The sequence below is a fragment of the Thermus sp. CCB_US3_UF1 genome (genome assembly GCF_000236585.1).
Taxonomy (GTDB): domain Bacteria; phylum Deinococcota; class Deinococci; order Deinococcales; family Thermaceae; genus Thermus.
The window spans coordinates 837,459-862,060 of the sequence record NC_017278.1; the positions used below are offsets into that span (position 1 = coordinate 837,459).

Consider the following 24,602-nt stretch of genomic DNA (forward strand, 5'->3'; position numbering starts at 1 on the left):
CTAGCGCACCGCAATGCCAAAGACCTCGCGGGCGTCGGCGATCTCGCCCGCCACCGCCGCCGCCGCCACCATGAGGGGGCTCATGAGCACCGTGCGCCCCCGGGGGCTTCCCATCCGCCCCTTGTAGTTGCGGTTGGAGGAGCTGGCGGCCAGCTCATCCCCCTCCAGCCGGTCGGGGTTCATGGCCAGGCACATGGAACACCCGGGGTTCCGCCACTCAAACCCCGCCTCGCGGAAAACCTCGGCGATGCCCTCCTCCTCGGCCTTCCTGGCCACCCACTCCGAGCCCGGCACCACCAGGGCCCGCACCCCCTTCTTCACCCGGTGCCCCTTCAGGAAGCGGGCCACCTCCCGCAGGTCGGAAAGGCGGGCGTTGGTGCAGCTGCCGATGAAGGCCACCTGGACGGGTACCCCCTTGATGGGCTGCCCCGGCCTGAAGCCCATGTAGGCCAGGGCTTCCTCGGCCACGGGGCGTTCCTCCTCGGGAAGCTCCTCCAGCAAGGGGATCCGCCCGTCAATGGGGATGGCCTGCCCGGGGTTGATGCCCCAGGTCACCGTGGGGGCGATGGCCTCGGCCCGGAAGGTGACCACGTCGTCGTAAGGGGCATCGGGGTCGGAGCGGAAGGAAAGCCAGCGCCGCTTGGCCTCCTCCCAGGCCTCCCCTTGGGGGCTGTAGGGACGGCCCTCCAGGTAGCGGAAGGTGGTCTCGTCGGGGTTCACGTACCCCACCCGGGCCCCGCCCTCAATGGACATGTTGCACAGGGTCATGCGGCTTTCCATGTCCATGGCCTCCACGGCGCTGCCCCCATACTCGTAGGCGTAGCCCAGGCCCCCCTTCACCCCCAGGTGGCGGATGATGTGCAGGATCACGTCCTTGGCGTAGACCCCGGGGGCCAGCCGGCCCTCCACGTTGATGCGCCGCACCTTCAGCTTCTGCGCCGCCAGGGTCTGGGTGGCCAGCACGTCCCGCACCTGGCTGGTGCCGATGCCGAAGGCCACAGCCCCAAAGGCCCCGTGGGTGGAGGTGTGGGAGTCGCCGCAGGCGATGGTCATCCCCGGCTGGGTGAGGCCCAGCTGGGGCCCGATCACGTGCACGATCCCCTGGTTCCCGCTCCCCAGGTCAAAGAAGGTGATGCCGTGCTCCCGGGTGTTGGCCCTAAGGGCTTCCAGCATGCTCTGGGCCAAGGGGTCCTGGAAGGGCTCCCTGCGGTCGTGGGTGGGGACGATGTGGTCCACGGTGGCGAAGGTGCGGTGGGGGTAGCGCACCTTAAGCCCCAAGTCCTTCAGCATGCCGAAGGCCTGGGGGCTCGTCACCTCGTGCAGGAGGTGCAGGTCAATGAAAAGCTGGCTCTGCCCGTTCCGCAGCTTGCGCACCTCATGGGCTTCCCATACCTTCTCGTAAAGCGTCTTCCCCATGCTCCCTCCCTAGAAAAAACCCCCCGGACCTTTGGGCCCGGGGGAAAGCGGTAAGGGCTTTCCTAAGCCGGGCCCGCCCGGCCTAGGTCTAGCAGGATGCCCCGCCGCATTGCCCCCTAGCCTAAGGCCAAAGGGCCCGTGGGTCAAGCTTGACGAAAAGGGAGAGGCCCTCTACAATGACCCTTGCGTCTGCCGGGGTGGCGGAATTGGTAGACGCGCACGATTCAGGGTCGTGTGTCCTCACGGACGTGCGGGTTCAAGTCCCGCCCCCGGCACCAGAAAGGCCCCCGGAAGGGGGCCTACGCCTTTTGCTACACTAAGGCCCATGACGCGGGTCCTCTCCGGCATCCAGCCCTCGGGGGAGATCCACATCGGCAACTACCTGGGGGCCATCAAGCAGTGGGTGGAGCTGGGGGAACGCCTGGGGCGGGAGGCCTTCTTCTGCATCGTGGACTACCACGCCCTCACCAACCCCCTGGCCTACGACCCCCAGACCCTGGCCCGGCGCACCTTTGAGGCGGCCCTGGTCAACATCGCCGCCGGGCTCAACCCGGAAAGGGTGACCCTCTTCGTCCAGTCCCACGTGCCCGAACACACCGAGCTCTCCTGGGTCTTCACCACCCTCACCCCCTTAGGGGACCTGACCCGGATGACCCAGTTCAAGGACAAGGCCGCCAAGCAGGAAGCCATATGGTCGGGCCTCCTCATGTACCCCGTCCTGCAGGCGGCGGACATCCTGGTCTACAAGGCGGATACCGTGCCCGTGGGGGAGGACCAGGTGCAGCACATTGAGCTCACCCGGGAGATCGCCCGCCGCTTCAACGGCCTCTTCGGGGAAACCTTCCCCGAGCCCCAGGCCCTCCTGAACCCCGAGGCCCCCCGGGTGCCGGGCATTGACGGCAAGGCCAAGATGAGCAAGTCCTTGGGGAACACCATCGGCCTCCTGGAGCCCGAGGAGAGCATCTGGCACAAGATCCAGCACCTACCCGACGACCCCCAGCGCATCCGCCTCTCCGACCCCGGGGACCCGGAGCGCACCGTGGTCTTCACCTACCTCTCCTACTTCGCCCCCAAGGAGCTGGTGGAGGCCCTGAAGGCGGAGTACCGCCGGGCGGGCATCGGCACCCTGGCGGTGAAGCGCATCCTCTTTGAGGAGATGATGAAGGCTTTAAGGCCCATCCGCGAGCGGGCCGAGGCCCTCAAGCGGGACCCCGACTACGTGATGGATGCCCTTCTGGAAGGGGCCAAACGGGCCCGGGTTGTGGCCCAGGCCACCATGGAGGAGGTGCGGGAGAAGGTGGGCCTCCTCCTGCCCCGGAAGCGTCCGGTGCGCACGTGATCCGCCTGGCCTTTCCCGGTTTTTCCGGTACCCCGGAGGCCCTGCGGGAGGCCCTGAGGCGGGGGCGGCTTTCCCCCAAGGCCCTTCCCGTTCTCCTCCTGGTGGAGCAGGCCCTGGCCCAGGTGCCGGAGGACCTGAGGGCCCGGGCCGAGCTTCTGCCCCTGTTGGCCGAGCTTTTGCTCCTGAAGCTGGCCCCGGAGAAGGCCCTAACCCCCAAGGAGGAGGGGGAGGAGCTGCCCCTGGTGCGGACCCTTCTGGACCTCTCCGATACCGTGGCCTTTTTGGAAGAACGCCTGAGGCGGCGGGCCCGCCTGGTGCCCGCCAAGCCGCCCCCGGTACCTAGGGCTCCCTTGCGCCTTTCCCCCAGGGCCCTGGCCGAGGCCGCCCGCCCCTTCCGGCGGGCAGTGCTCCAGCTTCCCCCGGAGGGGTTCGGCCTGCAGGAGGCTTGGCGCCGCCTGCGTGGCCTCCTAAAGGGGCGCATGCCCTTCCACCGCCTGCCCCTCAGGGGCTGGGAGGAAAAGGCGGTGGGCTTTGCCGCCCTTCTGGAGGCCCAGCGCCTGGGCCTGGTGGGGCTTTGGCAAGAGGAGAACTTCGGCCCCCTGTGGGTGGAGGCCGAGGAGGGGCTGGCGGAGCGGTTGGCCTAGGGGGCGAGGGCCGACCTTGCAGGGAGGCTTCGGTATAGGCTTAGGGTTTCCCTGAACATCCTCTCCAGGTTCCGTTCTTCCGTCCAGGCCCTTCCCCGGGCACGCAGGCTCGCGCGGCGGTGGGGGTCCTGCTGGGCCTCGAGCAGGGCGGCGGCCAGGGCCTCTGGGGTGGGGGCCTCGGCCACCAGGGCGAGCCCTTCCTCCCCAAGCCACTCCCCTAGCCCCGGGGTAGGGGCGCTCACCACGGGCACCCCGGCGGCGAAGGCCTCGAGGAGCACATAGGGCATCCCCTCGTAGGCGCTGGTGAGGAGAAGCCCGTCCAGGGCGGGCATGAGGAAGCGGGTATCCCTCCCGGGGACGAAGCGGACCCTCCTCCCCAAGCCCCTTCGCCGGACCACCGCCTCCACCTCTTCCCTCAGGGGGCCTTCGCCCATGAAGAGGAGGACCCCTTCCCCCCCTCCTTCCAGGAAGTGGGCAAAGGCCTCCAGGGCCAGGAGGGGCCTTTTCTGCAGGTCTAGCCGCCCCACGAACCCCACCGCAAACTCCCCCTCCAAGCCCAAGGACCGCCTGGCCGCTTCCCGCGCCCCCTGGGGGTAGAGGGAGGGGTCCACGCCGTTGGGGATGAGGGCCACCCTTCCCTCGGGGTAGCCAAGCCTTAGGAGTTCCTCCCGCTCCCAGGGGGAGACGGCCACGGCAAGGCGGGTGAAGCGGGCGAGGGTCCTTTCCGCTAGCCCGTAAAGCCACCTTTCCCAAGGGAGGAGGAAAGGGGAGAGGGTGATGGGGGCATGGGGGGTGTAGATCACGGGCACCCCCAGGAGGGGGCCGAGGAAGCGGGCCAAGGCCCCGCCCTTGGCGCTATGCCCGTGCACCAGGGCGAAGGGGCCTTCCTTCCGGGCGTAGGCCAGGAGGTGGAGGAGGGCACCCAGGTCCGAGGGGTGGGGGGCGCGGCGCATGGGAAGGGGGAAAAGGCGCACCCCGGCCCTTGCCAAGGCGGGAAGGGCCGAACGCAAGGGCTCGGCCAGGCGCAGAGGGGAGTAGGCCAGGTGGACCTCCACCCCTTCCCGGAGGAGAAGGGGGGCCAGGTCGGCCACGTGCCTTCCCGCCCCGCCCCCGCTGGCCTCGAGGACCCACAGGACCCTCAAAGCCACCCCCTCCTCCCCGGCAGGCGCCGCTTCAGCCACCCCACCAAGGGGGTGGGGGTAAAGAAAAGGGCGCCGTTTTTCAGGAGGCCAAGCCAGCTCTCCTTGAGGCCGGGGTCAAAGTTTTCCAGGAGGATGCGGAGGCGTGTTAGGAGTTGCCTGCGCCGCCCCTTGCCGCTTATCCCTTCAGGGTTTAGCAGCACCTCCACCACGGGCTCGTCCAGGTTGGCCACCTTGAACCTCTTGGCCAGGCGGAAGAAAAGCTCGTAGTCCTCAGCGGCAGGGTACCTTTCCGAGTAAAGGCCCACCGCCCTAAGGGCCTCGGTGCGCAGGGTGACGGCCGGGTGAAGGAAGGGGTTCCGGGCGTGCATGACCCGGCGGATCTCCCCGTCCTCGGTGGGGAAGCGCTCCCGGTGGGTTTCCCTTCCCGTGGGGTCCACAAAGCGGGCCTGCCCGCCCACCAGGGCGTACTCGGGGTGCTCTTCCAGAAAGCGGAGTTGCTTGGCGAACCGCCCCGGCAGGGCCACATCCCCGGCATCCAAGCGGGCCACATAGGGGTAGCCCCGCTCCAGGACGAAGCGGAGCCCCTCGTTCAGGGCCCCCGTGATCCCCCGGTTTCCATCCAGGCGCAGGAGGAAGGCCCGGTGGGGTGGGGGGAGTTGGGGGAGGGTGATGGGGGGTTGGCTTCCATCGTCCACCACCACCACGTCCAGGGGGATTTCGCCCGGAAGGTGGGCAAGGGTTTCCTCCAGGCCTTCTTGGTCGTTGTAAACCGGGATGAGCAGGGCAACCTTCCTCTCAGCCACGGAATGCCTCCTCGTAGGGAAGAAGCTTACCCTGGAGCCCCAGAAAGGCTGCCCGGGCCCATAAGCGGAAGCCCCTCAGGTCTCCCCGGCGTACCAGGAGGAAGAACCAAGCGTGCCGGAAAAGGTCTAGAAGGGCCCACAAGGGCCAAGCCCTGCGGTAGGTGCGGAAGACATACATCCGATTGCGGTAGTTGTAGTAGTCCTTCCGGGGATTACCGGAATACCCCACCACCAACCGTTTGCCCAAGAGGATGGTCAGCTCTTTACGGAAGCTGGGGTGGCGTACCCGAACTTCAGGAAGAACCCCCAGCTGGACTCCCCTGGCCCGGAGGCGGTGGTTGTACTCCACCTCGTCTCCCCGAATGAATAGCCGTTTGTCGGGAAGACCCCCTTTGTCTATAACTTCCCGCCGCAGGAGTACCCCCAGGAAGAAGGAGGCTTCCCCCCGGATAATCCCTGGGCGAAGCCCATCGGAGCGCCAGGTGAGGCCCAGGGGGCCATGGTGAGGGTAGGCGAGTTCTCCCTCGTCGTGGAGAGCCACGGGAAGAGGTCCAACCGCTTCCAGCCCCTCCTTTCGCGCCCCCTGCAGAAGACCCTCCAGGGTGTCGGGGTAGGGAAAGGTATCGTCGTCCATGACCCAAATCCACCCATACCCCGCTTCGTAGGCCCGCTTCATCCCCTCGTGGAACCCCCCGGCACCCCCCTGGTTCTCCGGCAGACGGAGGACCTCCACCTCTCTAAACTCCTCCCGGAGCATCTCCCCGGTGCCGTCGGTGGAGGCGTTGTCCACCACCAGCACATGGTCAGGGGGGCGGGTCTGGGAGAGGACGGCCTTCAGGCACTCCCTGAGGAGTTCCTTGCGGTTATGGGTCACGATCACGGCGCAGACTCCCTCATTCACCACGGACCACCTCCTCAAAGAGCTTCAGGGCCCGGGCCACCGCCTGGTCCATGTTGTAGTAGCGGTAGTCCCCAAGCCTCCCGGCGAAGTAGACTCCTTTAAGCCCCTTGGCCTCCTCCAGGTAGCGGCGGTAGAGGGCCTCGTTCTCCTCCCTGGGGACAGGGTAGTAGGGCTCGTTCCGCCCGGGCTCGTAGGCCTCGGGGTACTCGTAGGCCAAGGTGGTGTGGGGCAGGTAGCCCTGGCCCGTGAGGTGCTTGAACTCGGTCACCCGGGTGTAGGGGTGCTCGTTGGGGTAGTTCACCGTGCCCACCTCCTGGAACCAGGGCACGGGATGCCCCTCCAGGCGGAAGCGCAGGGAGCGGTAGGGCAGGGGCCCATGGGCATGGCCGAAGAACTCGTCGATGGGCCCGGTGAAGATGAGGCGGCGGAAGCGGACCTCGCCTTCCACCTCCTTCCAGTCCGCCCCCAGGAGGACCTTGATGTGGGGGTGGCGGAGCATGCGCCGGAAGAGGGCGGTGTACCCCTCCTTGGGCATGGCCTGGTAGGGGTCCTGGAAGTAGCGCTCGTCGTAGGAGACCAGGACGGGGACCCGGGCGGTGACCGAGGGGGAAAGCTCCTCAGGGCGCAGGCCCCACTGCTTGAGGGTGTAGCCCTCAAAGACTTGGCGGTAGACGTAGTCGGCCAGGAACCGCAGGTCGGGGTCCTCTTCTTCCTTGAGCCTCAGGATGGGCACCCGGGCCCCGTAGCCGTAGCGGGCCAGGAGCTTTTCCTCCAGGCGATCGGCAAGCCTTGGGGAGAAGAGGGCCCTTAAGGAGGCCAGGCTGAAGGGGAGGGGGATGGGCTTCCCCTCCACCACCGCCCGCACCCGGTGGTAGTAGGGGCGCCACTCGGTGAAGCGGGAAAGGTAGTCCCAGACCTTCTTGCTGGCGGTGTGGAAGATGTGGGGCCCATAGCGGTGGACCAGGACCCCCCGTTCATCGGGCTCGTCGTAGGCGTTGCCCCCGATGTGGTCCCGGCGTTCCACCACCAGGACCCGCTTTCCCGCCGAGGCCAGGCGCTCGGCCAGGGTAGCCCCGGTGAAGCCCGCCCCCACGATGAGGTAGTCCACCCTCATCGGGCCACCTCCCAGGGGAGGAGCCCCCTCCGCCCCAAGTAGAGGAGCATCCCCCCCGTGACCGAGGCTTCCGCCAGGACCACGGCCCAGGCCAGGCCCGGGGCCCCGAAGAGGAAGGCGAACAGGCTTCCCAGGAGCAGGTTCAGGACCCCTGCCCCCAGGATGATGGCGTTGAAGGGGCGGTCCAGCCCCAGGGCCAGCATCCACTGCAACCCCAGCAGGTTGGAGAGGGCCACCAGGGGGAGGAGGAGGGCCAGGATGCGCATGAGGGGCACAGCCCCCTCGTACCCCGGGCCGAGGAGGAGGGAAAGGAGGAGAGGAGCAGAGAGAGCCCAAAGGGAGGCCCCCAAGAGGGCTAACCCCCCCACCTTCCAGAGGAGAAAGGTAGCGAACTTCCCTGCTTGCTTCCGGTCTTCTTCCAGGAGGCGAACGAAGCGAGGGAAGAAAGCCCGGTTGAGGGGTTCCAACAAGGCCAGGACAGCCCTGGTGAGGCGCTCGGCCCCAACGTAAAGGCCCACCTGGGCAGGCGGGGTGAAGAAGCCCAAAAGCAAGGGTCCGCTTCCTGCATAGAGGAGGGTACCCAAGCGAGCGAGAAAGAAGGGAAGGCCCCATTGCAAGTAGAGGAGGGTTGCTTTGAAGGTAGGTTTTTCCTTTATTTCCCTGAAAATCCGCCAGCTCCCAAAACCGAGAGCCATTAGGGCCCATGATCCCTGCAGTATGAGGGGCATATGGGGTTGGCTTTCCTGTACCAAGAGGAAGATGCTAAGGGTGGCGAGGGCCCGCGGCAAGATCTCCAAGAGGGCCACTTCCGCCATGCGCTCCAGCCCCTGGAAGAACCAGACCGGGCTCAGGCCCCAGGCGGCGGCCCAGAAGAGGGCGGAAAGGGCTACCTCCTCCTGGCCCCGAAGGGCGGGGAGGACCAGGTAAGCCAGGAGGGCCAGGAGGGAAGCGGGCAGGAGGAGAAGAAGCCTAGCCCCTGTGACTCCCCAGTAGATGGAACCGAGCCTCTTCCCCCCGGCCTGGACCACTCTCCGCACGCCGAGGGGGGAGAGACCCCAGTCCACCACGGCCTGCAGGTAAAGGGCCAGGGATTGGCCCACGGCCAGGAGCCCAAACCCCTCCGGGCCCAGGACCCGGGAGAGGTAGGGGAGGGTGAGGAGGGGAAAGAGGTAGTTGGCCCCCTGGACGGCGTAGAGGTAGAGAAGACCCCTTTTCACCCCGCTCCCTCCCCCCTCAGGGCGGCCCAAAGGGTGCGGGCCAGGATGTAGAGGTCAAGCCAGGGGGACCAGTTCTGCACGTAGTAGCGGTCCAAGGCCACCCGGCGCTCGTAGGAAAGGCCATTCCGCCCGGAAACCTGCCACAGGCCCGTGAGCCCGGGCTTGACCTTGAGGTAGAGGGGCAGGGCCTCGCCGTAGCGGGGGAGTTCCTCCTCGGTCACGGGCCTCGGCCCCACCAGGCTCATCTCCCCCTTGAGGATGTTCACCGCTTGGGGAAGCTCGTCCAGGGAAAACTTCCTGAGCCACCGCCCCACCCTTAGCACCCGGGGGTCCTCCTTGAGCTTCCGGTGCCTTTCCCATTCCTCTTTGGCCCCAGGGTGGGCCTCGAGGTGGCGCTTCAGCACCTCATCCCCGTCCTTGCGCATGGTGCGGAACTTGAGCACAAAAAAGCGCTTCCCCCCCTGGCCCACCCGGGGGTGGCGGTAGAAGAGGGGCCCGCCGTCCTCCAGGTAAAGGGCGAGGGCAATGGGGGGCAGGAGGAGGAGAAAGAGGAGGAAAAGCCCCGCCCCGCCCAAAAGGTCCAGCCCCCGCTTGAGGAGGAGGTTCCCGGGGAGGAGGCCGTTTTGCCGCACCTCCAAGGCCCCCACCCCGCCCAGGTCCCGCACCTCGGCCCAAAGCAGGCCTTCCCCCACCTCCGGGAGGAGGAGGACCCGGGGAAAGCGCTCCAGGAGGGCCAGGGCTTCCTCCTTGGGCAGGCTTCCCGCCACCACCAGGGCGTAGGCCCCTTCGGGGGTGGGGGTGGGTTTCAGGCCCAGGCCGGGGGCTTGCCGGAGGAGGGCCTCCACCTCCTCCCCCCTTGCCCCCACCACCAGCACCTTGCCCCCCCACCAGGCCTTACGGGCAAAGAGGTGCCGGAGGAGGGCCCGGCCCAAGGGGACGAGGAAGAGGGCCAGGGCGAAGGCCAGGAGGAAGGAGAGGCGGGAGTAGAGGGGCCCGCTTTTGGAGAGGAAGGCCCCGGCGGCGAGGAGGAGGAACCCCAAGGCCGTGCCCCCGCTTAGGCGCTTGAGTTCCAGGGCCGGGTGGACCCCAAGCCCGGGGTAGAGGCCGAAGGCCCCGTAGAGGAAGGGGAAAAGGGCCAAAGCGGGCAGGAGGCGCAGGTAGAGGGACGGGTCTATGCTTCCCCCTGTTCCCGCCCGGAGGGCCAGGGCCAGGGCCCAAGCGAGGAGGAGGCAAAGGAGGTCGGAAAGGAGGAGGGCCATGGCCGTTAGCCCAGGGAGGGGCCGGGCCCGGATGTAGGTGCGTTGTTCCCCGAGGGTGCCCATATGATGGTTCCCATGATACTGAAGCTCCTTTGGCCCACCTTTGCCTTTCTTTACCCCTTTGTGGTCCTTCCCTGGCTTCCCAGCCATGCCGGGGTGGTCCTGGCCAAGCACGGGTTTGTGCTCCTCTTCGTCCTCTTAGGGGCCTTGCTGGAGATGCTGGCCCATCCGGCAACCCGCCTGGGCCACCTCCTCCACCTGCCGCGAAAGCTGCGTACCCAGCCGGTTTTGGCCCTCCTATTCGCCTTGGCCTTGGTGATGGTCCTGGCGGCCCTGTTCTCCCCCGAGCGGGCGGTGGCCCTTACGGGCTCAACCCACAACTACGCGGACGGCCTGGTCTGGAGCCTGATGATGCTGGCCGTGGCCCTTTTGGTGTACCTGCGCACCCGCGAGGACCCGGAAACCCCCAGGCGGGTGGCCTTTGGGCTGGTCCTGGGGGGAAGCCTTCTGGCCCTTCTTGCCCTGGCGGAGGTGCTCATGGGCCGCCCCCTCTTTTACGTCCGCGCTACCCCTGCCGATCTGCCCCTAGTGACCTTTCCGCAGAAGGGGCACCTCTCCGGCTACTTTGTCCTGACCGCGGGGGTGGCCCTGGGCCTTCGGAACCCTTGGGGCCTTTTCCTGGGGGCCTTGGGAATAGGCCTGGCCTTCAACCGGGCCGGGCTTTTGGCCCTTGCGGTCCTTGCCCTTCTGGCCCTTTGGCGGGCCCCCCGTTATGGCCTTCTGGCCGGCCTGGTTCTGGCCTTGGGGGTGGGGACGGGCATGGGGGCCGTCTGGCTGGCCTCCCGGGGGCCGGTGGAAGGCGGGGGGACGGTGCGGGAGGTGGCCAGCCCCAGCACCTTCCTCACCCGCCTCTACTACTGGAAGGCTGCCCTGGGGGGCATGGCCGCCAGGCCCCTCTTGGGCTGGGGGGGAGGGGTGTTTGAACAGCGCTGGCCCCAGTTTTTGCATAAGGAGGATTTGGAGGCTTTTTTACGCACTGAGTTTGGATATACGGATGCTTCACTCGTGGAAGTAGCCAACGCACCCGGGGGTGACCCCGTGTTTTTGCTTAGAAAGGATGATGGAAGCTTTGTAAGGTTGCGGCTTTACCTCTTCCGTGCCCACAACCAGTTTCTGGAGGTGGGCCTCAAATGGGGGCTTTTAGGGCTTGGCCTCTACCTGGCCCTTCTCCTTTGGGGCCTTAGGGGTCTTGCTGGGCTCCATCCTGCCGCCACGGGATTGCTGGCCGTTCACGCCTTCTTCCTTTTCTGGTTTGCCCTTCCCGATGGGGAAGGGGCCCTCTGGGCCCTTTGGGGGGCGGGGCTGGGCGCCCTCGGGCCGCTAATGGCCAAGAGCGGGCAGGGAAGCCCGGAGGGCCATCAGGCTGGGCGAACCGGGGAAGTGCCTTAGGCCAAGCTCCAGCGCCCTTTGGGCCTCCTCCAGGTGGCCTGCTTCCAGGGCGGCTTGGGCCCAGAGGAGGTAGAAGCTTTCCCGGGCGTAGGGGAAGCGTTCGGCAAGCTTCCTGGCCAGGTCCAGGCGCGCTTCTTGGCCCTGGGCATGGCCTAGGGCCAGGGTGAGGGGCCAGGGGGAAAGGGGGTAGTGCCTTTCCGCTTCCCGAAGGAGCTGGGCCCGTTGGGCTGGGGCTGCGGCCTCCACGGCCTTGGCCGTGTGGGCAGGGAAGTACAGGTGCCTGGCCGCGCAGGCAGGGCCCTGGCAGGGCCAGTACCAGAAGAGGGTTAGGGCTGCCGCCGCCAAGGTGCCTAGAAGGCCCACAGGGCGGGCTGCGGGGGCTGGTGCCAAGGCCCCCAGGGGGAGGAAGGCCAGGGCCAGGTAGCCCGGGTAGTAGCCGGAAACGTCAAAAAGCATAGGGGTCCAAAGCCCAAGGACGCTCAGGGCCCAGGGCCAGTCCTTGCCCCGAAGGGCGGGCAGGGTGGGCCATAGGAGAAGGAGGAGGAGAAGCGTCCGCACCCATCCCCCGGTGGCCAGGGTTTCCAGGAGGTAGTTGTGGGGGCTCCGGGACCACACCCCGGATAGGCCGGGGTAGTCCATGTAGGCCTCAAAGACCTGGCTATAGCTTCCGTTTCCCGTGCCTAGGGGGTGGTCCCAGGCCATGCGCAGGGCCAGGCGCCACATGAGGAGGCGGGCTTCCACGTTGCCGATGCTGGGCGTATCCCCTGCCTTGGCCTCCCCTCCCAAGGCCTCCCCTTGGGTGAGGGTTGCCTTGAAGGCCAGGGCGTTGAGGATGGCGTTCCCGGGTACGAAGGCTTCCAGCAGGGCCACGCCCCCGGCAAGGCCCAGGGCCAGCCCCAGGGCCCGGGCCCAGCCGCCCTCCTGGGCTAGGCGAAGAAGGGCCAGGGGCAGCAGGATGAGGAGGGGCAGGTACACCGCCCGCGCCCCGGAGATGAGGGCGGCGTACAGGGCCAGGGCCGCCAGGAGGAAGGCGGCTACCCGGTAGCCGCCTTCCCGGGCGGCATGGGCCCCCAAAAGGGGCAAGGCCCCCAGGGCCAGGGCCCCCAGAAGGTAGTGGTGGGAGCCGGAAACGTAGCTGACCAGCCCGGCCTGCCACAGGGCCAAGGCGGTGTAGACCCCTTCCAGGAGGAGGAGGCCCAAAAGGACCAAGACCCCAGCCCGCCACCGGCCCGCCCCCAAAGCGGCCAGGGCCCAGACCTCCCACAGGGAGGCCACCAGGGTGTGCCCGGGGGCCAGGCTCCAGAGAGCCGTGAGGAGCCCCCATCCCCACCAGAGCCAGGCCGCAACGGGTACGCCCCAACGGGATAGCCCCAGCAGGCCTACCAGGCCCAGGGCCAGGCCGGCTAGGGGGAGGGGAGGCTCGTGAAAAAGGTGGTGGGGAAAGCCTTGGAGAAGGTAGAGGCCCCCCAGGGCGAGGGCTGGGGCTAGGGGGAGGGGGAGCCTGGGGGGCATGGGCCCGTTTAGGGAAGGCGGTGGGTGCGGCCGCTCTGGCTTACGACTTCCACCTCGGGGGTGCCGTCCCCCCGGTCGCGCACGGTGCAGGAGCGGACGCTACCCCCCGGGTTGGGGACGGAGTAGCTTCCTGCCGTGTAGCCCGCGGCGCAGTCCCCGGTCACCAGGGCGCGGCCAGGCGCCTCGGCCACGTAGGCCCAGGCGGCCTTGAAGACGTTGTGACCGTGGGCCAGGGCGGCCCGGTCCCGGGTGGCCTGCCAGGAGCCAGACAAGCTGGCTACACCGGCGGTCATAACGAGCCCAAGTATTAGGATGACAACCAGGAATTCCAGGAGAGTAAACCCCTTGGTATAGGCAGACATGGGGTTTGCGTTCCGCAGGTTGAACAAAAACTTTGGGGCCCCCGTGTAGGGGGCCCCACGTCGAGGCGATTATGGCACCTTGAAAGAGGTGCCGTTAGAGCTCTTAACCGTAACGGTAGGCTCGGTACCGCTCCCACCCACTGTGCACTCTACTACTGCGGCTCCCGGATCCGGCACGCTGTACTGACCTGCAGAGAAGCCCCCCTGCTTGCAGTTCGTATCGGTGATGCTGGCCACATCGCGGGAGGTATCCTCGGCGATATAAGCGTAGGCGGCCTTGTAGACGTTTTGGGCGTGGGCCTGGGCTGCCCGGTCGTTGGCTGCCCGGCGGGCCTGGAGCAGGTTGGGCACCAGCACCGCAGCCAGGATGCCGATGATGGCGATGACGATCAGGAGCTCAATCAGGGTAAAGCCTTTGGCGTTCCGCATATTTCCTTATCTCCTTTAGGTTTTCCGCGCCCTTGATCTATGTGCGCGGCCATGAGTGCCTGTTGCCGCAAATCCCCGAAACCGAGCTTGGGTTTGTATACCTGCCTCCCACCTCCTTTCCCCCTTCTATCTTCCCCCGGGGCCTTAGGGCTGTCAACGGGGTTTCCGGGGGAGCCACCTTCAGGATGCCCTAGGGGTGTGAAGGCGGTGTGAAAGCTAGCGCCGCTCATAGGAAAGGATTTGGAAGACGGGGGTGCCGCCCCTGATGGCGGGCAGGAGGACGGGGCGGTTTTCCTGGGGGATGCGGATGTACACCACCTCGGCCTTCTGCCCGGCGTTGCAGTTCGTCTGGTTGCCTGCGCTGGTGGTGCAGAACTCGTTGCTGATGACCGAGCCGAAGAGGACGTTATCCTTCACCACGCGGAACGTGCCCCCGGCATACACGGGAGCCATCACGTACTGGCCCCTTTGGTAGATGTCGTCTTCCGCCACCAGGCCCAGGGCGTGGTTGGGGAAAAGCCCGTGGTTGGTCTGGGGGAGAAGGTTGTCGTTCAGGTCCACGTTGCCGCCTTGGTTGTTCTTGGCCAGCACGGCGAAGGTGGCGTTCTTTTCGTTTCCGGAAAGGGCTTTGTACTCCGTGGGCTGGTTGAAGACCACGTTCAGGCCTTCCAGGACCACGTCCCCGTAGATTTCCAGAAGCCCCTGGTTGCTGGCGTAGGTGTACTTGAAGCCGCCCTGGGAGCCGTCCAGCCGGGTGTAGGTGCAGTCCACGGTGCTCTTATCCAGGGTCAGGACCCCCGAGTTGTTGATGGCGTTGAAGCAGGAGGCGTTGAGGGTGACGCTCAAGGGATAGGCCAGGCTCACGGTGTTGCTCACGCGCTGGATGCGCAAGGCGGCCCTGTCCTGCAAGCAGGCCCGCCAGGTGCTGTAGTCCTTGCAGGCTTCGGAGTTGAGCCTGGCGTCCAGGGTGGGGAAGGCCGGGGGGTTGGCCAGGTCAAAGGGGCCCATGGCCTCGGTGCAGACCCCCTTGTTGTTCTGGCAGACGTCCACGTTCTGCCCGGTGATGTCCTGGCCGCCCCGGCCCACAAAGACCCCTTTGAGCTTGTTGCTGGGTTCCCCCAAGCGGGTGCTGCCGCCCACGGAAATCTTGCCGTACTGCACCCGCAGGCTGGCGCAGAGGTCGTTGGCTTGGCGGTAGGCGGTGTCCACCCGGGCGGCGATGCCGCTGTAGCTGCTCAGGTCGTACCAGTTGAGCAGCTCAAAGTTGCCGTTGGCGTCTATGACCGTCTGGTTGGGGTTGCTGGGGCTACCCACGATGTAGATGCCCCCGCGGATGGTGGCCCCGCCGTTCAGCCACTTGTTGGCCTGGCCGGTACCGGCAAAGATGGCCTGCTCCAGGTAGCCCGTGTTGCTGAGGCGGACCGTGGCCTGCACCGTGGCCTTGGCCCCGCCCGAGGTGCCCTGGGAAACCAGGGTAAAGAGCTGGCCGTCGTTGGCATCCCGGTAGAGGGTTACGGTGTAGCGGCCGATGGGGCGGTTGTCCGCGTCCACCACCACCTCGTTGGTGGCCAAGGTGATCTGGTTGTTGACGAAGGTGAGGAGGTTGCCGTTGCGGTCCAGGTCCAGGCCCGTGACCAAGGAGGTAAAGCAGCCGCTACCCCCTCCCGTCTGGCCCTGCTGTTCCCGCCATACGTACTGCTGGAAGAGAACGGCCTTGTACTTTTGCAGGCCGGCTTCGGCGGCGTAAAAGGCCTGGACCGAGGTGGTGTCGTTGCGGGTTACCCAGAGTTCTATCTGGGTTCGGAAGAAGGTGCTGAAGACCAAAAGGCCGATCAGCACCATCAGGGCCAGGGTGGCTACCAGGGCAATGCCTTTAGACCGCATGGCTTCCTCCTATTGGGGCAAGGGCTTGAGGTTGGGCATCAAGACCTCCTGCCTCAGGGCGTAGCAGGCCCTGCCCTGGGGGCAGGAAACCGATTGCCCGGTGTGGGTGGTGAGGGTGGCGGGGCCGGGGCCTTGCACGGGGCTTAGGGTGTATCCCACCACCTCCACGATGGCCGAACGGGGGTAGGCGGCGGCGCCGCAGTCGGGGGTGTTCTTGGCGGTGCCGTCGCTGCACACGTACTGGATGTCCAGGGCCAGGATACCCTCGGCCAGGGGCTGGGGGCTGGAGGCGGGTTCGGTGCAGTCGTTGCCTGTGGTAGGGGTGGCGTTCACGTCGCTTCGCCGCAGGGTGTCGCCCTGGAAGTCGTAGCCCACCCGGCGGCAGGCCTCGTTCTGGCCCCGCAGGCTGGTGACGTAGTAGAGGCTAAGGGTGTCCTTGGCCCCGCCATCGGTGCCCAGGAGTACCTTGCCTAGGGGCAGGGTGAAGGCCCGGTTGGCGGTGCCCGCGTTCCAGTAGCGGGCCCCGGCCATCTGCAGGTCCCCGGTTGCCACCTGCATCACCATCCGCACCCGGTCCTGGAGTTCGCTTTTGGCCTGGGTATTCCGCCCGAGCTCGGCGGTGCTGGCGAAGTACCGCACCGCCACCCCCAGGAGGACCACCAGGATGGCCGCGGCCACCAGGACTTCCACCAGGGTGAGCCCCTTGCGCTTCACGGCCTACCACCTCCCGGCGGGGGGCAGGGGGCGGGTTTGTCCTGGGTGGGGGAAGGGTAGACGTCGTAGCAGGTGACCCGGCGGCCCATGGTCACCCGGGCCCCGCGGGGGTGCTGGGCGGTGACCACCACCGTCACCACGCCTTCCCCGCGGATGCCGCTTTCGCCGAAGATGCGCCAGTCTACCTCAATCCCCCCTTGCTGGACCGTGCCCACGCAATCCACCTGGCGGAGGCGGTTGGCGTTCCCGCCCCGCAGGGCCGGAGGGGGGGTGACGGGGGTGGGGCAGCGGTAGTAGTAGTCCACGAAGTAAAAGCTCCGCCCGGTGGTGGGGTCGTCCACCTGGGCGCACCGGGTGTCGCTGGGGTTGGTTTTGCAGAAGTCGGAGGCTAGACCGGCCAGGTCACTTGGGATCTCGCTGCGCAGCACCTGGGCCGAGCGGTCTTCCAGGACCCGGACGGCCGCCGCCTTGGCGTCGGTGGCGTAGCGGCTTTGCGCCGAAGCCCGCAGGTTGGAAACCTGGCTCAGGAGGAGGGCACCGAAGGCGATGCCCACCACCGCCAGGGCGACGAGGGTTTCCACCAGGGTGAGGCCTTGGGTTCTCATTGCACTTGCGCCCTCCCTTGCGCGGAGATGCTTACGGTCCGGGTGTAGGTGCCGCCGCGGTCGCTTAGGGTGAGGGTGACCGGGGCCAGGCTCGGGGGGATGCCCCGGGTGTCAAAGACCAGGGTGGAGCTGCCGCTCACGCCGGTAAGCCGGACACGGGCCCATTCCCCCTGGCCGAAGGTTACGGTCTGGATGGTAGGCTCCCCCGCGTCCTGGCTGGTGTTGCGGTTGGTGTCCACGAAGATGGTGTAGCTTCCAAAGCCCTGGGTACTGAAGTTGATGACCACAAACTCGTTGCGCCGGATGGCTTCCAGGCGGGCCCGGGTCACTTGGGCGGCCAGGGACTGGGCGGCCTGGTTCACGGCGATGCGGTCGGAGCGCAGGAAACCCGTCCCCAAGGCCAGAAGGATCCCCAGCACGGCCACCACCACCACGAGTTCCAGGAGGGAAAGGCCCAGGGGCTTCCTCATGCCTCCATAAGGGTAGACCCGGGGGTGGGGTGGGTGCATCCCCCGAATGGGGGGTTAGTCCAGGCGGGGGCGGCCCTGCTGGCTGAGGATCACCTTGCGGGTGGCCGGACCAGAAGTGAGGGCGATGGTGGCGGTGATGGGCTTGGCGGGGATGCCGCGGGGGTCGAAGAGGAGGGGAAGGTTGCCGAGGGCGCTCTGCCCGGGGTCCAGCCGCACCCGGGCCCAGGCCCCTTCCCCGAAGCGCACGGTCTGGAGCTCCTCCCCTGGCGTGGGGCGGCGGTCCCCGTCCCGGTCCAGGAAGACCACGTACCCTCCCGCCCCTTCCGTGAACACGTGGAGCCCGGCGAAGGCGTTATGGCGGATGGCCTCCAGCCGCGTCCTGTGGACCTGGGCGGCCAGGGTCTGGGCTGCCCCGTTCAGGGCCAGGCGGTTGGGGGAGAGGAGGGGTAGGCCCAGGCCAAGGAGGACCCCCAAAAGGCCCAGAACCAGGAGAAGCTCCAGCAGGCTAAACCCCGGTTGCCGCATTTACCTGGGAAGTATACCACTTTCTTGGCTCACCCTGCGGGCATTGGACCCTGGTATGATGGCCCCATGCGCGAGGTCTACATCGTGGCGGCGGTGCGCACCCCCATTGGGCGGTTTGGCGGGGCGCTGAAGGACATGAGCCCGGTGGAGCTGGGGGCCCACGCCATGCGGGCGGCCCTGGAGCGGGCGGGGGTGGAGGGGAAGGCCCTGGACCTTTACGTCTTCGGCAACGTCCTGCGGGCGGGGCACGGGCAGCTTCTGCCTAGGCAGGCGGCCCTGAAGGCCGGCATCCCCAAGGAGGTGGACGGGTACGCGGTGGACATGGTCTGCGCCTCGGGGATGATGGCGGTGATGAACGCCGCCCAGTTCCTGCGCACGGGGGAAGGGAATCTGGCCCTGGCGGGGGGGATGGAGTCCATGAGCCAGGCGGGCTTTTTCCTCTCCCACCGGGCCCGCTGGGGGTACAAGTTCCTCATGGGGGCCCCGGAGGGCCTACAGGACGTCCTCCTGCGGGACGGGCTTTCCGACCCCTTCACCGGGGAGGCCATGGGGGAGCAGGCGGAGAGGCTGGCCCAGGACCTGGGGGTAAGCCGCAAGGAGGTGGACGAGGCCGCCTTCCTCTCCCACCAGCGGGCCGCCGAGGCCACGGCCAAGGGGCTTCTGGCCCGGGAGATGGCCCCCATAGAGCTTCCGGGGAAGAAGGGCCCGGTGGTGGTGGACAAGGACGAGGGGATCCGGCCCGAGACCACCCTCGAGGCCCTGGCCGCCCTGAAGCCGGCCTTCAAGAAGGAGGGCGTCCTCACCGCCGGCAACGCCAGCCAGATCTCCGACGGGGCGGCGGCCCTCCTCCTGGCCTCGGAGGACGCGGTGAAGGCCCATGGCCTGAAGCCCCTGGCCCGCATCCTGGGCGGGGCCTGGGCGGCGGGGGAGCCCTGGCGCTTCCCCGAGGCCCCCATCCCCGCGGCCAAGCGGCTTCTGGACCGGCTGGGGATGAAGGTGACAGACTTCGGCCTCTTTGAGAACAACGAGGCCTTCGCCCTCAACAACGTCCTCTTCCACCGCCTCCTGGGGGTGCCCTACGAGCGGCTCAACGTCTTCGGCGGGGCGGTGGCCCTGGGCCACCCCATCGGGGCCAGCGGGGCCCGGATCCTGGTCACCCTCCTGAACGCCCTGGAGGCCAAGGGGGAGGCCCGGGGCCTGGCCGCCATCTGCCACGGCACCGGGGGCTCCACGGCCTTGGCGGTGGAGCGGGTTTAGACCAGGCCGTCCAGCTCAAAGGCCTCGAGGCGGAACTCCTCCAGGGCCACCCGGAAGGCCCCCTGGTAGGCCAGGAAGCGGGCGGCCTCCCGGAGGGTGACCTCCACCCAGGCGGGGTCGTTGCCCAGGAGGCTCAGGCCCACCACCTCAAAGCCCCACGCATCCAGGCCGTACAGCCGGGCGGCGGACACGGGGAAGCGGGCCTTGACCCGCTCCAGGGCGGGCTTGATGAGGGCCCGCTTCTCCTTGAGGCTCCGGGCTGGGGTTTCCAGCCGGGCGGTGTAGAGGCCGAGGTAGGCTTTCATGGCCACGTCAAGACCAGTCTGGGGCAGGAGGCCCCTTTGGGCAAGCCGTCCCCTTGGCCGGCCCTGGGGGCTAGGTCCCCGCCATAGGGGCCACGGTCCAAGGGTCTTGGGGGCGTGGGGGCCCACCCCTTCTCCAAGGGGCCTAGGGGTTCTTCGGAAAGGGCCCAGGTCGCTTCCCTCCCCGGCCTCCCCCTGGGCCATGGAACCGAAGCCCAGGAGGCGGCGCACCCCATAGGGGTGGCCCGCCTCCTGGTGGGCTTGGGGTTGGGGAGCCAGGGGCCCGATTTCAGAACATGGGCCCGATGCGGAAGTGGAGCCGGCCCGTGGGGCTTTCCGGGCTGAAGGCGTAGTCCAGGCGCAAGGAGGGGAGGAGGGCCCCAAAGAGGTCCAGGTCCAGCTGGAAGCCCACCCCCGCCCCCCACTTGACCCCGGCGGTGTTGTCGGCCACCCCCAGGTCGGCGAAGAGGATGCCGTAGAGGTTGGTCCCCCCCTGGGGGGAGAGGTTGAAGTTGTAGCGGTACTCCACGCTTCCCGTGGCGAAGGAGAGGCCCCCGTACTTGCGGTCCTCGTAGCCCCTGAGGAGGAAGGCCTCCGAACCGCCCCCGGAGAGGTAGAAGCGCTCGCTTTCTGGGGGGAAGCCCAGGAGGGTGCCCGTGGAGAGGCGCAGGGCCAGGGCCTGGCGGCGCTCGGCGTCCAGGCCGAAGTAGGTCTTGCCCGTGGCCACCAGGGGGACGAAGAAGCTCCGCCCGCCCGTGTCGGGAAGGGCGAGGCCGAGGCCCGTGGCGAGGCCAGCCTCGTACCCCCGGGTGCGGAAGCGGGGGTCGTCCACGTCCAGGTAGGTGGCCCCGGTGTCCAGGCGCACGGTCCAGCCCGGGGTGGGGAGGAGGCCCTGGGCGGTGGCCACGCTCTTGTAGCCCGCGCCGTCGCAGAACTTGGGGTCGTTGGGGTCGCTCACCGCCGGGTTGCAGGGGGCATTGGGGTCCAGGGTTTCCAGGGCGTAGCCCGAACGGCGAAGGGAAAGGCCTAAGGAGAGGCGGAGGTTTTCCAGCTCCTTGGAGAGGGGGCGGGAGAGGCTGAAGCCCCCACCGGTGCGCCTTTCCGTGTACTCCCAGCCGGTGTCGGTGGTGCCGTCAAAGAGCTTGTTGTTGCCGATGGGGGTGGAGAAGAGGCTAAAGGCTAAGGCGGTGCGCACCTCCTTCAGGTCCAGGTAGTCCAGGTAGAGCCAGGGGATGGTGTAGCTGGCGGAGAAGGAGAAGTTGTCCCGGGCCTCGTTTTGCACGAAGGCCAGGTCCACCCCCACCTGGTGGGCCAGGCCGAAGAGGTTGGTCTCCTTGAAGGCCAGGGTACCCGACCAGCCCTCGAGGGAGCTCCAGCCCAAGGCCGGCTGGAAGAGGCCGGTGCGGGCCTCCTTCAGGGAGAGGACCACCACCACCCGGTCGGGGGCCTCCCCGGGGGCCAGGCGCACCCCAGGGGGCTCGGCCAGAAGGCCGGTGGCCATGAGGCGGCCAATCCCCTGGCGCAGGGCCCCCACGCTAAAGAGGCTTCCCGGCTTGGGGAGTTCCCGCAGGATCACCTCCTCCTGGGTGCGGTGCCCTCCCTGCCACTCCAGGCGGTACCCCCCGATCTTGAGCTCCACCACCTCCAGGCGGAAGACCCCGTCGGCGAAGCCGTAGCGGATGTCGGCCACCTCCAGGCCCTTTTCCCGGTAGAAGGCGGCCAGGGCCTGGGCGTCCTCCTGGGCCAGGGCGGGGGTGTAGACCTCCCCGGGCTTCAGGCGCAGGAGGGGGAGGAGGGTTTCGTTGGGAAAGGCGGTGTGCCCCTGGAGCTCCACCCGCTCGATCCGCCCCCCGGGGGGGCCCACCTCCAGGCGCACCACCACCCCTTCCCCTTCCGCGGCCAGGCCGAAGTTCACCACCCGGGAAAGCCGGCGGGAAAGGGCCTGCACCCCTTCCAGGAGGCGGTCGTAGCGCAGGTAGTCCCCAGGGCGCAAGGGGAAGCCGGAAAGGTCCAGGCCGGGGGCCTCGAGGCGCACCACCTTAAGCTCCCGCACCCGCACGGTGAGAACCCCGCCTACCAGGGCGCTTTCCTCCACGCTGGGGCCGCTAAAGCGGTAGCCGGCCCCCTCGTAGCGCGCGGCGATCCCCCTTAGGGCCTCCTGGTACTTGGCGAAGTCAAAGGGGCCCTTGAGGGGGTCTAAAAGCCGCAGGAGCTCGGCCTGGGGGAGGAGGCTTGCCCCTTCCAGGCGCACCTCCTTCACCTCGGGGGTTTCCGCCACCCGCAGGCTGAGGACCATCCGCCCCCCCTGCTCCTTGGCCTCCACCTCCACCTTGGGGAGGAAGGGGAAGCCGTTTTGCCGGTAGGCCTGGGCCAGCCCCCCTGCGGCCTCCTGGGCCCGCAAGGGGTTGTAGGTGGCCCCGGGGCCCAGGGCGTAGTTCTGCTCCAGAAAGCGCAGGAGGGCCTCCTGGGGGAAGGCCTTGGCCTCCACCCTCACCTCGGCGATGGCGGGGTAGGGGGTGAGGACCACCCGGAGCACCCCGCCCTCCAGGCGCACCTCGGCCTGGCGGAAGTAGCCCGTGGCCAGGATGGCCTTCCGGGCGTCCTCGAGGTTGCCGGGTTCATCCCCCACGCCAAAGGGCAAGGCGGCCCGGGCCAGGGCCTGGAGCACCGGGTCCCCTCCCTCCACCACCACCTCCCGGATGGGGGCGGCCAGGCTCACGAGGCCGAGAAAAAGCAAGGCTAGAAGGCGCTTCATGGCTAGGAGCATACCGGGGCCAGGTGAAGGGGAAGTGAGAGTAGAATGGCCGGCATGGGGGTCTACGAGAAGATCCAGGAGGCGCTGGCCTATATCCGTTCCAAGACCGAGTTCGTCCCCGAGGTGGGCATCGTCCTGGGCTCGGGGCTTGGCCCCTTGGCCGAGGAGGTGGAGCGGGTGGCGGAGATCCCCTACGGGGAGATCCCCCACTTCCCCCGTTCCACCGCCCCTGGGCACGCGGGGCGGCTGGTGCTTGGGCATCTTGAGGGGAAGCGGGTCCTGGTCTACCAGGGCCGGGTGCACTACTACGAGGGCTACGCCCCGGAGGAGGTGGTCTTCCCCGTGCGGGTGGGCTTCTTCCTGGGGGCCAAGACCTTCTTCCTCACCTCCGCCGCCGGGGGGCTCAACCCCCGCTTCCACGCCGGGGGGATCATGCTCCACCTGGACTACCTGAACTTTGCCGGGGCCAACCCCCTAAGGGGTCCCAACGACGAGCGGCTTGGCCCCCGCTTCCCGGTGATGTTTGAGGCCTACGACCCGGGGCTCCAGGACCTGGCCCGCAGGGTGGCCCGCCGGCAGGACCTGCACCTCCTGGAGGGGGTCTACGCCTGGTTCATGGGGCCCAGCTTCGCCAGCCGGGCCGAGCTCAAGATGCTGCGGGACCTGGGGGCGGACGCCATCGGCATGTCCACGGTGCCCGAGGTCATCGCCCTGCGCCACCTGGGGGCCAGGGTTTTGGGGCTTTCCACCATCACGGACATGGCCGTGCCCGAGCGGGAGCACCACGCCACCGAGGCCGAAGTCCTGGAGGTGGCGGCCAAGACCGGCCCCCTGTTCCGCCGCCTGGTGCGCGGCATCCTGGCCGAGCTCTGATGGGGCTTTTGCAGGTGCTGGAGGCCATCGCCGCCGCTTGCCGCCGCGCCCACAGGCGGCCTGAGGAGGTGCGGCTGGTGGCGGTGACCAAGGGGCGCACCCCGGAGGAGATCCGGGAAAAGGTCCTCCGCTACGGGGCCTTTCCCTTGGGGGAAAGCCGGGTGCAGGAGGCCTTGCGCAAGATGGAGGTCCTCGAGGCGGAGTGGCACCTCATCGGCCCCCTGCAGCGCAACAAGGCCAAGTTCGCCCCCCGCTTCGCCCTGGTCCACTCCCTGGACTCCTTGCGCCTGGCCGAGGCCCTGGAACGGGTGGGGGAGAGGGCGGGGGTGCGGCTTCGCGTCCTCCTGGAGGTCAACCTGGGGCGGGAGCCGCAGAAGCACGGCTTTCTGGAGGAGGAGCTTCCCGAGGCCCTCTTCAGGGTGCGGGAGATGCCCCACCTGGAGGTGGTGGGCCTGATGACCGTGCCCCCCATGGGCCCCGAAGGGGTGGTGCGCCCCCTCTTCCGCAGGCTTTCAGAGCTCGCGGACCGCTTCGGCCTGCCCGAGCGCTCCATGGGGATGTCCGACGACTTCCCCTGGGCCGTGGAGGAGGGGGCCACCCTGGTGCGGGTGGGCCGGGCCCTTTTTGTAGACTGAGGTGCCCATGGACCTTACCCCCTTGGATGTACGCTACCAGGAGTTCCCCACGGGGCTTCGGGGTTACCAGAAGGAGGCGGTGCGGACCTACCTGGCCCAGGTGGCCGAGGTGATGGAGGGCCTGATCCAGGAAAACGAGGCCCTAAAGGAGCAGCTCAAGGCCCTGGAGGAGGAGAACGCCCGCCTCAAGGAGGCCGAGGGGGAGCTGAAGCGGGCGGTGGTGGCGGCGGAGCGCATCGCCCGGGAGATCAAGGCCCAGGCGGAGCGGGAGGCCGAGCTCATCAAGAGGGAGGCCCTGGCCGCCAAGGAGCAGGTGCTCCGCGAGGCGGCGGAGGAGCTTAGGCGCCTAAGGGCCGAGATCGAGCGGGCCAAGCAGGAAAAAGCCCTCTTCCTGGGCCAGCTTAAGGCCCTTCTAGAGGGGTATTTGGACGCCTTGAAGCGGTGGGAAGCCCCTTGAGGCCCTGCAGGGGCTTAAGGCCCAGGTAAAGCCAAAGCCGGTACAGGGCCTCCCGGGCCCAGTAGCCCAGAGGGTAGGGGCCAGGGACGGGGTGGCCCTCGGCCTCCAGGCCAAGCAGCCGGGCCAGGAAGAGGGCCCGCCCCAGGTGGGGGGCATCGGTGACCAAAAGGACCCTTCCCCGGAGGTGGGGCTTGAGGAAGAGGAGGTTTTCGTAGGTGTTCTGGCTTTGCGTTTCGCAGAGGAGGGCCCCTTCCGGTACCCCCCGTTGCGCCAGGTAGCGGCAGCCCACCTCCCCCTCGCTGTACCGGTCCCCCGGCATTCGTCCCCCCGCCACCGCCACCCGGGGGGCTTGGCCCTGGCGGTAGAGGGCCAGGGCGGCCTCGAGGCGCCGCTCCAGGGCGGGGGAGGGCTTGCCCCCGTACTGGGCCGCCCCCAGGACCACGATCCAGGCGTAGCCCCCATGGGCCCAGGCGGGTACGAGGAGCACCAGGGCCAGGAGAAGGCCGCGCACGGCCCCCACTCTACGCCAGAGGGGCCC

The 24,602-nt window shown here is 68.1% G+C and carries 25 protein-coding genes, 1 tRNA gene and 1 pseudogene; 8 read left to right on the forward strand and 19 right to left on the reverse strand.

Annotated features, from left to right (window positions below; translation table 11 throughout):
• Complete coding sequence (gene leuC / locus TCCBUS3UF1_RS04205; protein ID WP_014515264.1) at nt 1–1,416, reverse strand: 3-isopropylmalate dehydratase large subunit; 1,416 nt, start codon at nt 1,414–1,416, stop codon at nt 1–3.
• Between the two features lie 191 nt (nt 1,417–1,607).
• On the opposite strand from leuC, the gene TCCBUS3UF1_RS04210 reads away from it, so the two are divergent.
• From TCCBUS3UF1_RS04210 to TCCBUS3UF1_RS04220, 3 genes are all read left to right on the forward strand, one after another.
• A tRNA-Leu gene (locus tag TCCBUS3UF1_RS04210) sits at nt 1,608–1,694 on the forward strand.
• 47 nt (nt 1,695–1,741) lie between these two features.
• Nucleotides 1,742–2,755 (forward strand): tryptophan--tRNA ligase, encoded by a 1,014-nt coding sequence (gene trpS / locus TCCBUS3UF1_RS04215; RefSeq protein WP_014515265.1) that lies wholly within the window; start codon nt 1,742–1,744, stop codon nt 2,753–2,755.
• On the forward strand, nt 2,752–3,399 hold the full coding sequence (locus tag TCCBUS3UF1_RS04220) for a chromosome segregation protein ScpA (protein ID WP_014515266.1): 648 nt from the start codon (nt 2,752–2,754) through the stop codon (nt 3,397–3,399). Before trpS ends, TCCBUS3UF1_RS04220 begins: the two co-directional genes overlap by 4 nt.
• Here TCCBUS3UF1_RS04220 and TCCBUS3UF1_RS04225 read toward each other — a convergent pair.
• The 6 genes from TCCBUS3UF1_RS04225 to TCCBUS3UF1_RS04250 are packed head-to-tail and all read right to left on the reverse strand — an operon-like array spanning nt 3,396 to nt 9,898.
• On the reverse strand, nt 3,396–4,541 hold the full coding sequence (locus TCCBUS3UF1_RS04225) for a glycosyltransferase family 4 protein (protein ID WP_014515267.1): 1,146 nt from the start codon (nt 4,539–4,541) through the stop codon (nt 3,396–3,398). The two genes, TCCBUS3UF1_RS04220 and TCCBUS3UF1_RS04225, sit on opposite strands and share 4 nt — an antisense overlap.
• Entirely contained in the window at nt 4,538–5,344 is an 807-nt protein-coding gene (locus TCCBUS3UF1_RS04230; protein ID WP_014515268.1) for a glycosyltransferase, read from the reverse strand. The genes TCCBUS3UF1_RS04225 and TCCBUS3UF1_RS04230 overlap by 4 nt, the downstream gene beginning before the upstream one ends.
• Nucleotides 5,337–6,248, reverse strand: coding sequence for a glycosyltransferase family 2 protein (locus TCCBUS3UF1_RS04235; protein WP_231291414.1), 912 nt, complete (start codon nt 6,246–6,248; stop codon nt 5,337–5,339). The genes TCCBUS3UF1_RS04230 and TCCBUS3UF1_RS04235 overlap by 8 nt, the downstream gene beginning before the upstream one ends.
• Complete coding sequence (gene glf / locus TCCBUS3UF1_RS04240) at nt 6,238–7,359, reverse strand: UDP-galactopyranose mutase (RefSeq protein WP_014515270.1); 1,122 nt, start codon at nt 7,357–7,359, stop codon at nt 6,238–6,240. Before glf ends, TCCBUS3UF1_RS04235 begins: the two co-directional genes overlap by 11 nt.
• Nucleotides 7,356–8,576 carry an oligosaccharide flippase family protein gene (locus TCCBUS3UF1_RS04245; RefSeq protein ID WP_014515271.1) on the reverse strand — a complete coding sequence of 407 codons (1,221 nt, stop codon included), beginning with the start codon at nt 8,574–8,576 and terminating at the stop codon, nt 7,356–7,358. The genes glf and TCCBUS3UF1_RS04245 overlap by 4 nt, the downstream gene beginning before the upstream one ends.
• Nucleotides 8,573–9,898: a sugar transferase gene (locus TCCBUS3UF1_RS04250; protein WP_155983258.1), complete on the reverse strand. Its 1,326-nt coding sequence runs from the start codon at nt 9,896–9,898 to the stop codon at nt 8,573–8,575. The genes TCCBUS3UF1_RS04245 and TCCBUS3UF1_RS04250 overlap by 4 nt, the downstream gene beginning before the upstream one ends.
• 12 nt (nt 9,899–9,910) lie before the next feature.
• Here TCCBUS3UF1_RS04250 and TCCBUS3UF1_RS04255 point away from each other — a divergent pair, with 12 nt between their 5' ends.
• Nucleotides 9,911–11,284: an O-antigen ligase family protein gene (locus TCCBUS3UF1_RS04255; protein ID WP_155983259.1), complete on the forward strand. Its 1,374-nt coding sequence runs from the start codon at nt 9,911–9,913 to the stop codon at nt 11,282–11,284.
• Here TCCBUS3UF1_RS04255 and TCCBUS3UF1_RS04260 read toward each other — a convergent pair.
• The 9 genes and pseudogenes from TCCBUS3UF1_RS04260 to TCCBUS3UF1_RS04295 all read right to left on the reverse strand — a co-directional run bounded on the left by TCCBUS3UF1_RS04260 (nt 11,216) and on the right by TCCBUS3UF1_RS04295 (nt 17,785).
• Nucleotides 11,216–12,796: an O-antigen ligase family protein gene (locus tag TCCBUS3UF1_RS04260; RefSeq protein WP_014515273.1), complete on the reverse strand. Its 1,581-nt coding sequence runs from the start codon at nt 12,794–12,796 to the stop codon at nt 11,216–11,218. The two genes, TCCBUS3UF1_RS04255 and TCCBUS3UF1_RS04260, sit on opposite strands and share 69 nt — an antisense overlap.
• 8 nt (nt 12,797–12,804) lie before the next feature.
• A complete protein-coding gene (locus TCCBUS3UF1_RS04265) occupies nt 12,805–13,089 on the reverse strand; it encodes a hypothetical protein (RefSeq protein ID WP_050802035.1) in 285 nt (94 codons plus the stop codon).
• A gap of 18 nt (nt 13,090–13,107) precedes the next feature.
• Nucleotides 13,108–13,158 (reverse strand): annotated as a pseudogene (locus TCCBUS3UF1_RS12425) (prepilin-type N-terminal cleavage/methylation domain-containing protein); the annotation flags it as partial.
• Between the two features lie 69 nt (nt 13,159–13,227).
• On the reverse strand, nt 13,228–13,587 hold the full coding sequence (locus TCCBUS3UF1_RS04270) for a type II secretion system protein (protein ID WP_014515275.1): 360 nt from the start codon (nt 13,585–13,587) through the stop codon (nt 13,228–13,230).
• Nucleotides 13,588–13,803: 216 nt separating this feature from the next.
• Nucleotides 13,804–15,471 (reverse strand): pilus assembly PilX N-terminal domain-containing protein, encoded by a 1,668-nt coding sequence (locus TCCBUS3UF1_RS04275; RefSeq protein ID WP_014515277.1) that lies wholly within the window; start codon nt 15,469–15,471, stop codon nt 13,804–13,806.
• 9 nt (nt 15,472–15,480) lie between these two features.
• Nucleotides 15,481–16,185 carry a PilW family protein gene (locus tag TCCBUS3UF1_RS04280; protein ID WP_014515278.1) on the reverse strand — a complete coding sequence of 235 codons (705 nt, stop codon included), beginning with the start codon at nt 16,183–16,185 and terminating at the stop codon, nt 15,481–15,483.
• A complete protein-coding gene (locus tag TCCBUS3UF1_RS04285) occupies nt 16,182–16,790 on the reverse strand; it encodes a prepilin-type N-terminal cleavage/methylation domain-containing protein (RefSeq protein WP_014515279.1) in 609 nt (202 codons plus the stop codon). The genes TCCBUS3UF1_RS04280 and TCCBUS3UF1_RS04285 overlap by 4 nt, the downstream gene beginning before the upstream one ends.
• Nucleotides 16,787–17,260 carry a GspH/FimT family protein gene (locus TCCBUS3UF1_RS04290; protein ID WP_041433756.1) on the reverse strand — a complete coding sequence of 158 codons (474 nt, stop codon included), beginning with the start codon at nt 17,258–17,260 and terminating at the stop codon, nt 16,787–16,789. Before TCCBUS3UF1_RS04290 ends, TCCBUS3UF1_RS04285 begins: the two co-directional genes overlap by 4 nt.
• Before the next feature lie 54 nt (nt 17,261–17,314).
• Nucleotides 17,315–17,785 carry a GspH/FimT family protein gene (locus tag TCCBUS3UF1_RS04295; protein WP_014515281.1) on the reverse strand — a complete coding sequence of 157 codons (471 nt, stop codon included), beginning with the start codon at nt 17,783–17,785 and terminating at the stop codon, nt 17,315–17,317.
• A 66-nt stretch (nt 17,786–17,851) separates the two neighbouring features.
• Here TCCBUS3UF1_RS04295 and TCCBUS3UF1_RS04300 point away from each other — a divergent pair, with 66 nt between their 5' ends.
• Nucleotides 17,852–19,042 carry a thiolase family protein gene (locus tag TCCBUS3UF1_RS04300; protein WP_014515282.1) on the forward strand — a complete coding sequence of 397 codons (1,191 nt, stop codon included), beginning with the start codon at nt 17,852–17,854 and terminating at the stop codon, nt 19,040–19,042.
• Here TCCBUS3UF1_RS04300 and TCCBUS3UF1_RS04305 read toward each other — a convergent pair.
• Both TCCBUS3UF1_RS04305 and TCCBUS3UF1_RS04310 read right to left on the reverse strand, forming a co-directional pair.
• Nucleotides 19,039–19,347: a DUF503 domain-containing protein gene (locus TCCBUS3UF1_RS04305; protein ID WP_041433963.1), complete on the reverse strand. Its 309-nt coding sequence runs from the start codon at nt 19,345–19,347 to the stop codon at nt 19,039–19,041. The two genes, TCCBUS3UF1_RS04300 and TCCBUS3UF1_RS04305, sit on opposite strands and share 4 nt — an antisense overlap.
• Nucleotides 19,348–19,633: 286 nt before the next feature.
• Nucleotides 19,634–22,099, reverse strand: coding sequence for an outer membrane protein assembly factor (locus TCCBUS3UF1_RS04310; protein ID WP_041433964.1), 2,466 nt, complete (start codon nt 22,097–22,099; stop codon nt 19,634–19,636).
• 45 nt (nt 22,100–22,144) lie between these two features.
• Between TCCBUS3UF1_RS04310 and TCCBUS3UF1_RS04315 the strand changes: the two genes are divergently transcribed.
• From TCCBUS3UF1_RS04315 to TCCBUS3UF1_RS04325, 3 genes are read left to right on the forward strand one after another with little or no spacing between them, the layout of a single operon-like run.
• On the forward strand, nt 22,145–22,972 hold the full coding sequence (locus TCCBUS3UF1_RS04315; protein WP_014515285.1) for a purine-nucleoside phosphorylase: 828 nt from the start codon (nt 22,145–22,147) through the stop codon (nt 22,970–22,972).
• Nucleotides 22,972–23,607 (forward strand): YggS family pyridoxal phosphate-dependent enzyme, encoded by a 636-nt coding sequence (locus TCCBUS3UF1_RS04320; RefSeq protein ID WP_014515286.1) that lies wholly within the window; start codon nt 22,972–22,974, stop codon nt 23,605–23,607. Before TCCBUS3UF1_RS04315 ends, TCCBUS3UF1_RS04320 begins: the two co-directional genes overlap by 1 nt.
• 7 nt (nt 23,608–23,614) lie before the next feature.
• Nucleotides 23,615–24,064, forward strand: a complete 450-nt coding sequence (locus tag TCCBUS3UF1_RS04325) for a DivIVA domain-containing protein (protein ID WP_014515287.1) — start codon at nt 23,615–23,617, stop codon at nt 24,062–24,064.
• On the opposite strand, the gene TCCBUS3UF1_RS04330 is transcribed toward TCCBUS3UF1_RS04325, so the two are convergent.
• Nucleotides 24,009–24,575, reverse strand: coding sequence for a YdcF family protein (locus TCCBUS3UF1_RS04330; RefSeq protein WP_369791725.1), 567 nt, complete (start codon nt 24,573–24,575; stop codon nt 24,009–24,011). The genes TCCBUS3UF1_RS04325 and TCCBUS3UF1_RS04330 overlap by 56 nt on opposite strands.
• Between the last annotated feature and the right edge of the window lie 27 nt (nt 24,576–24,602).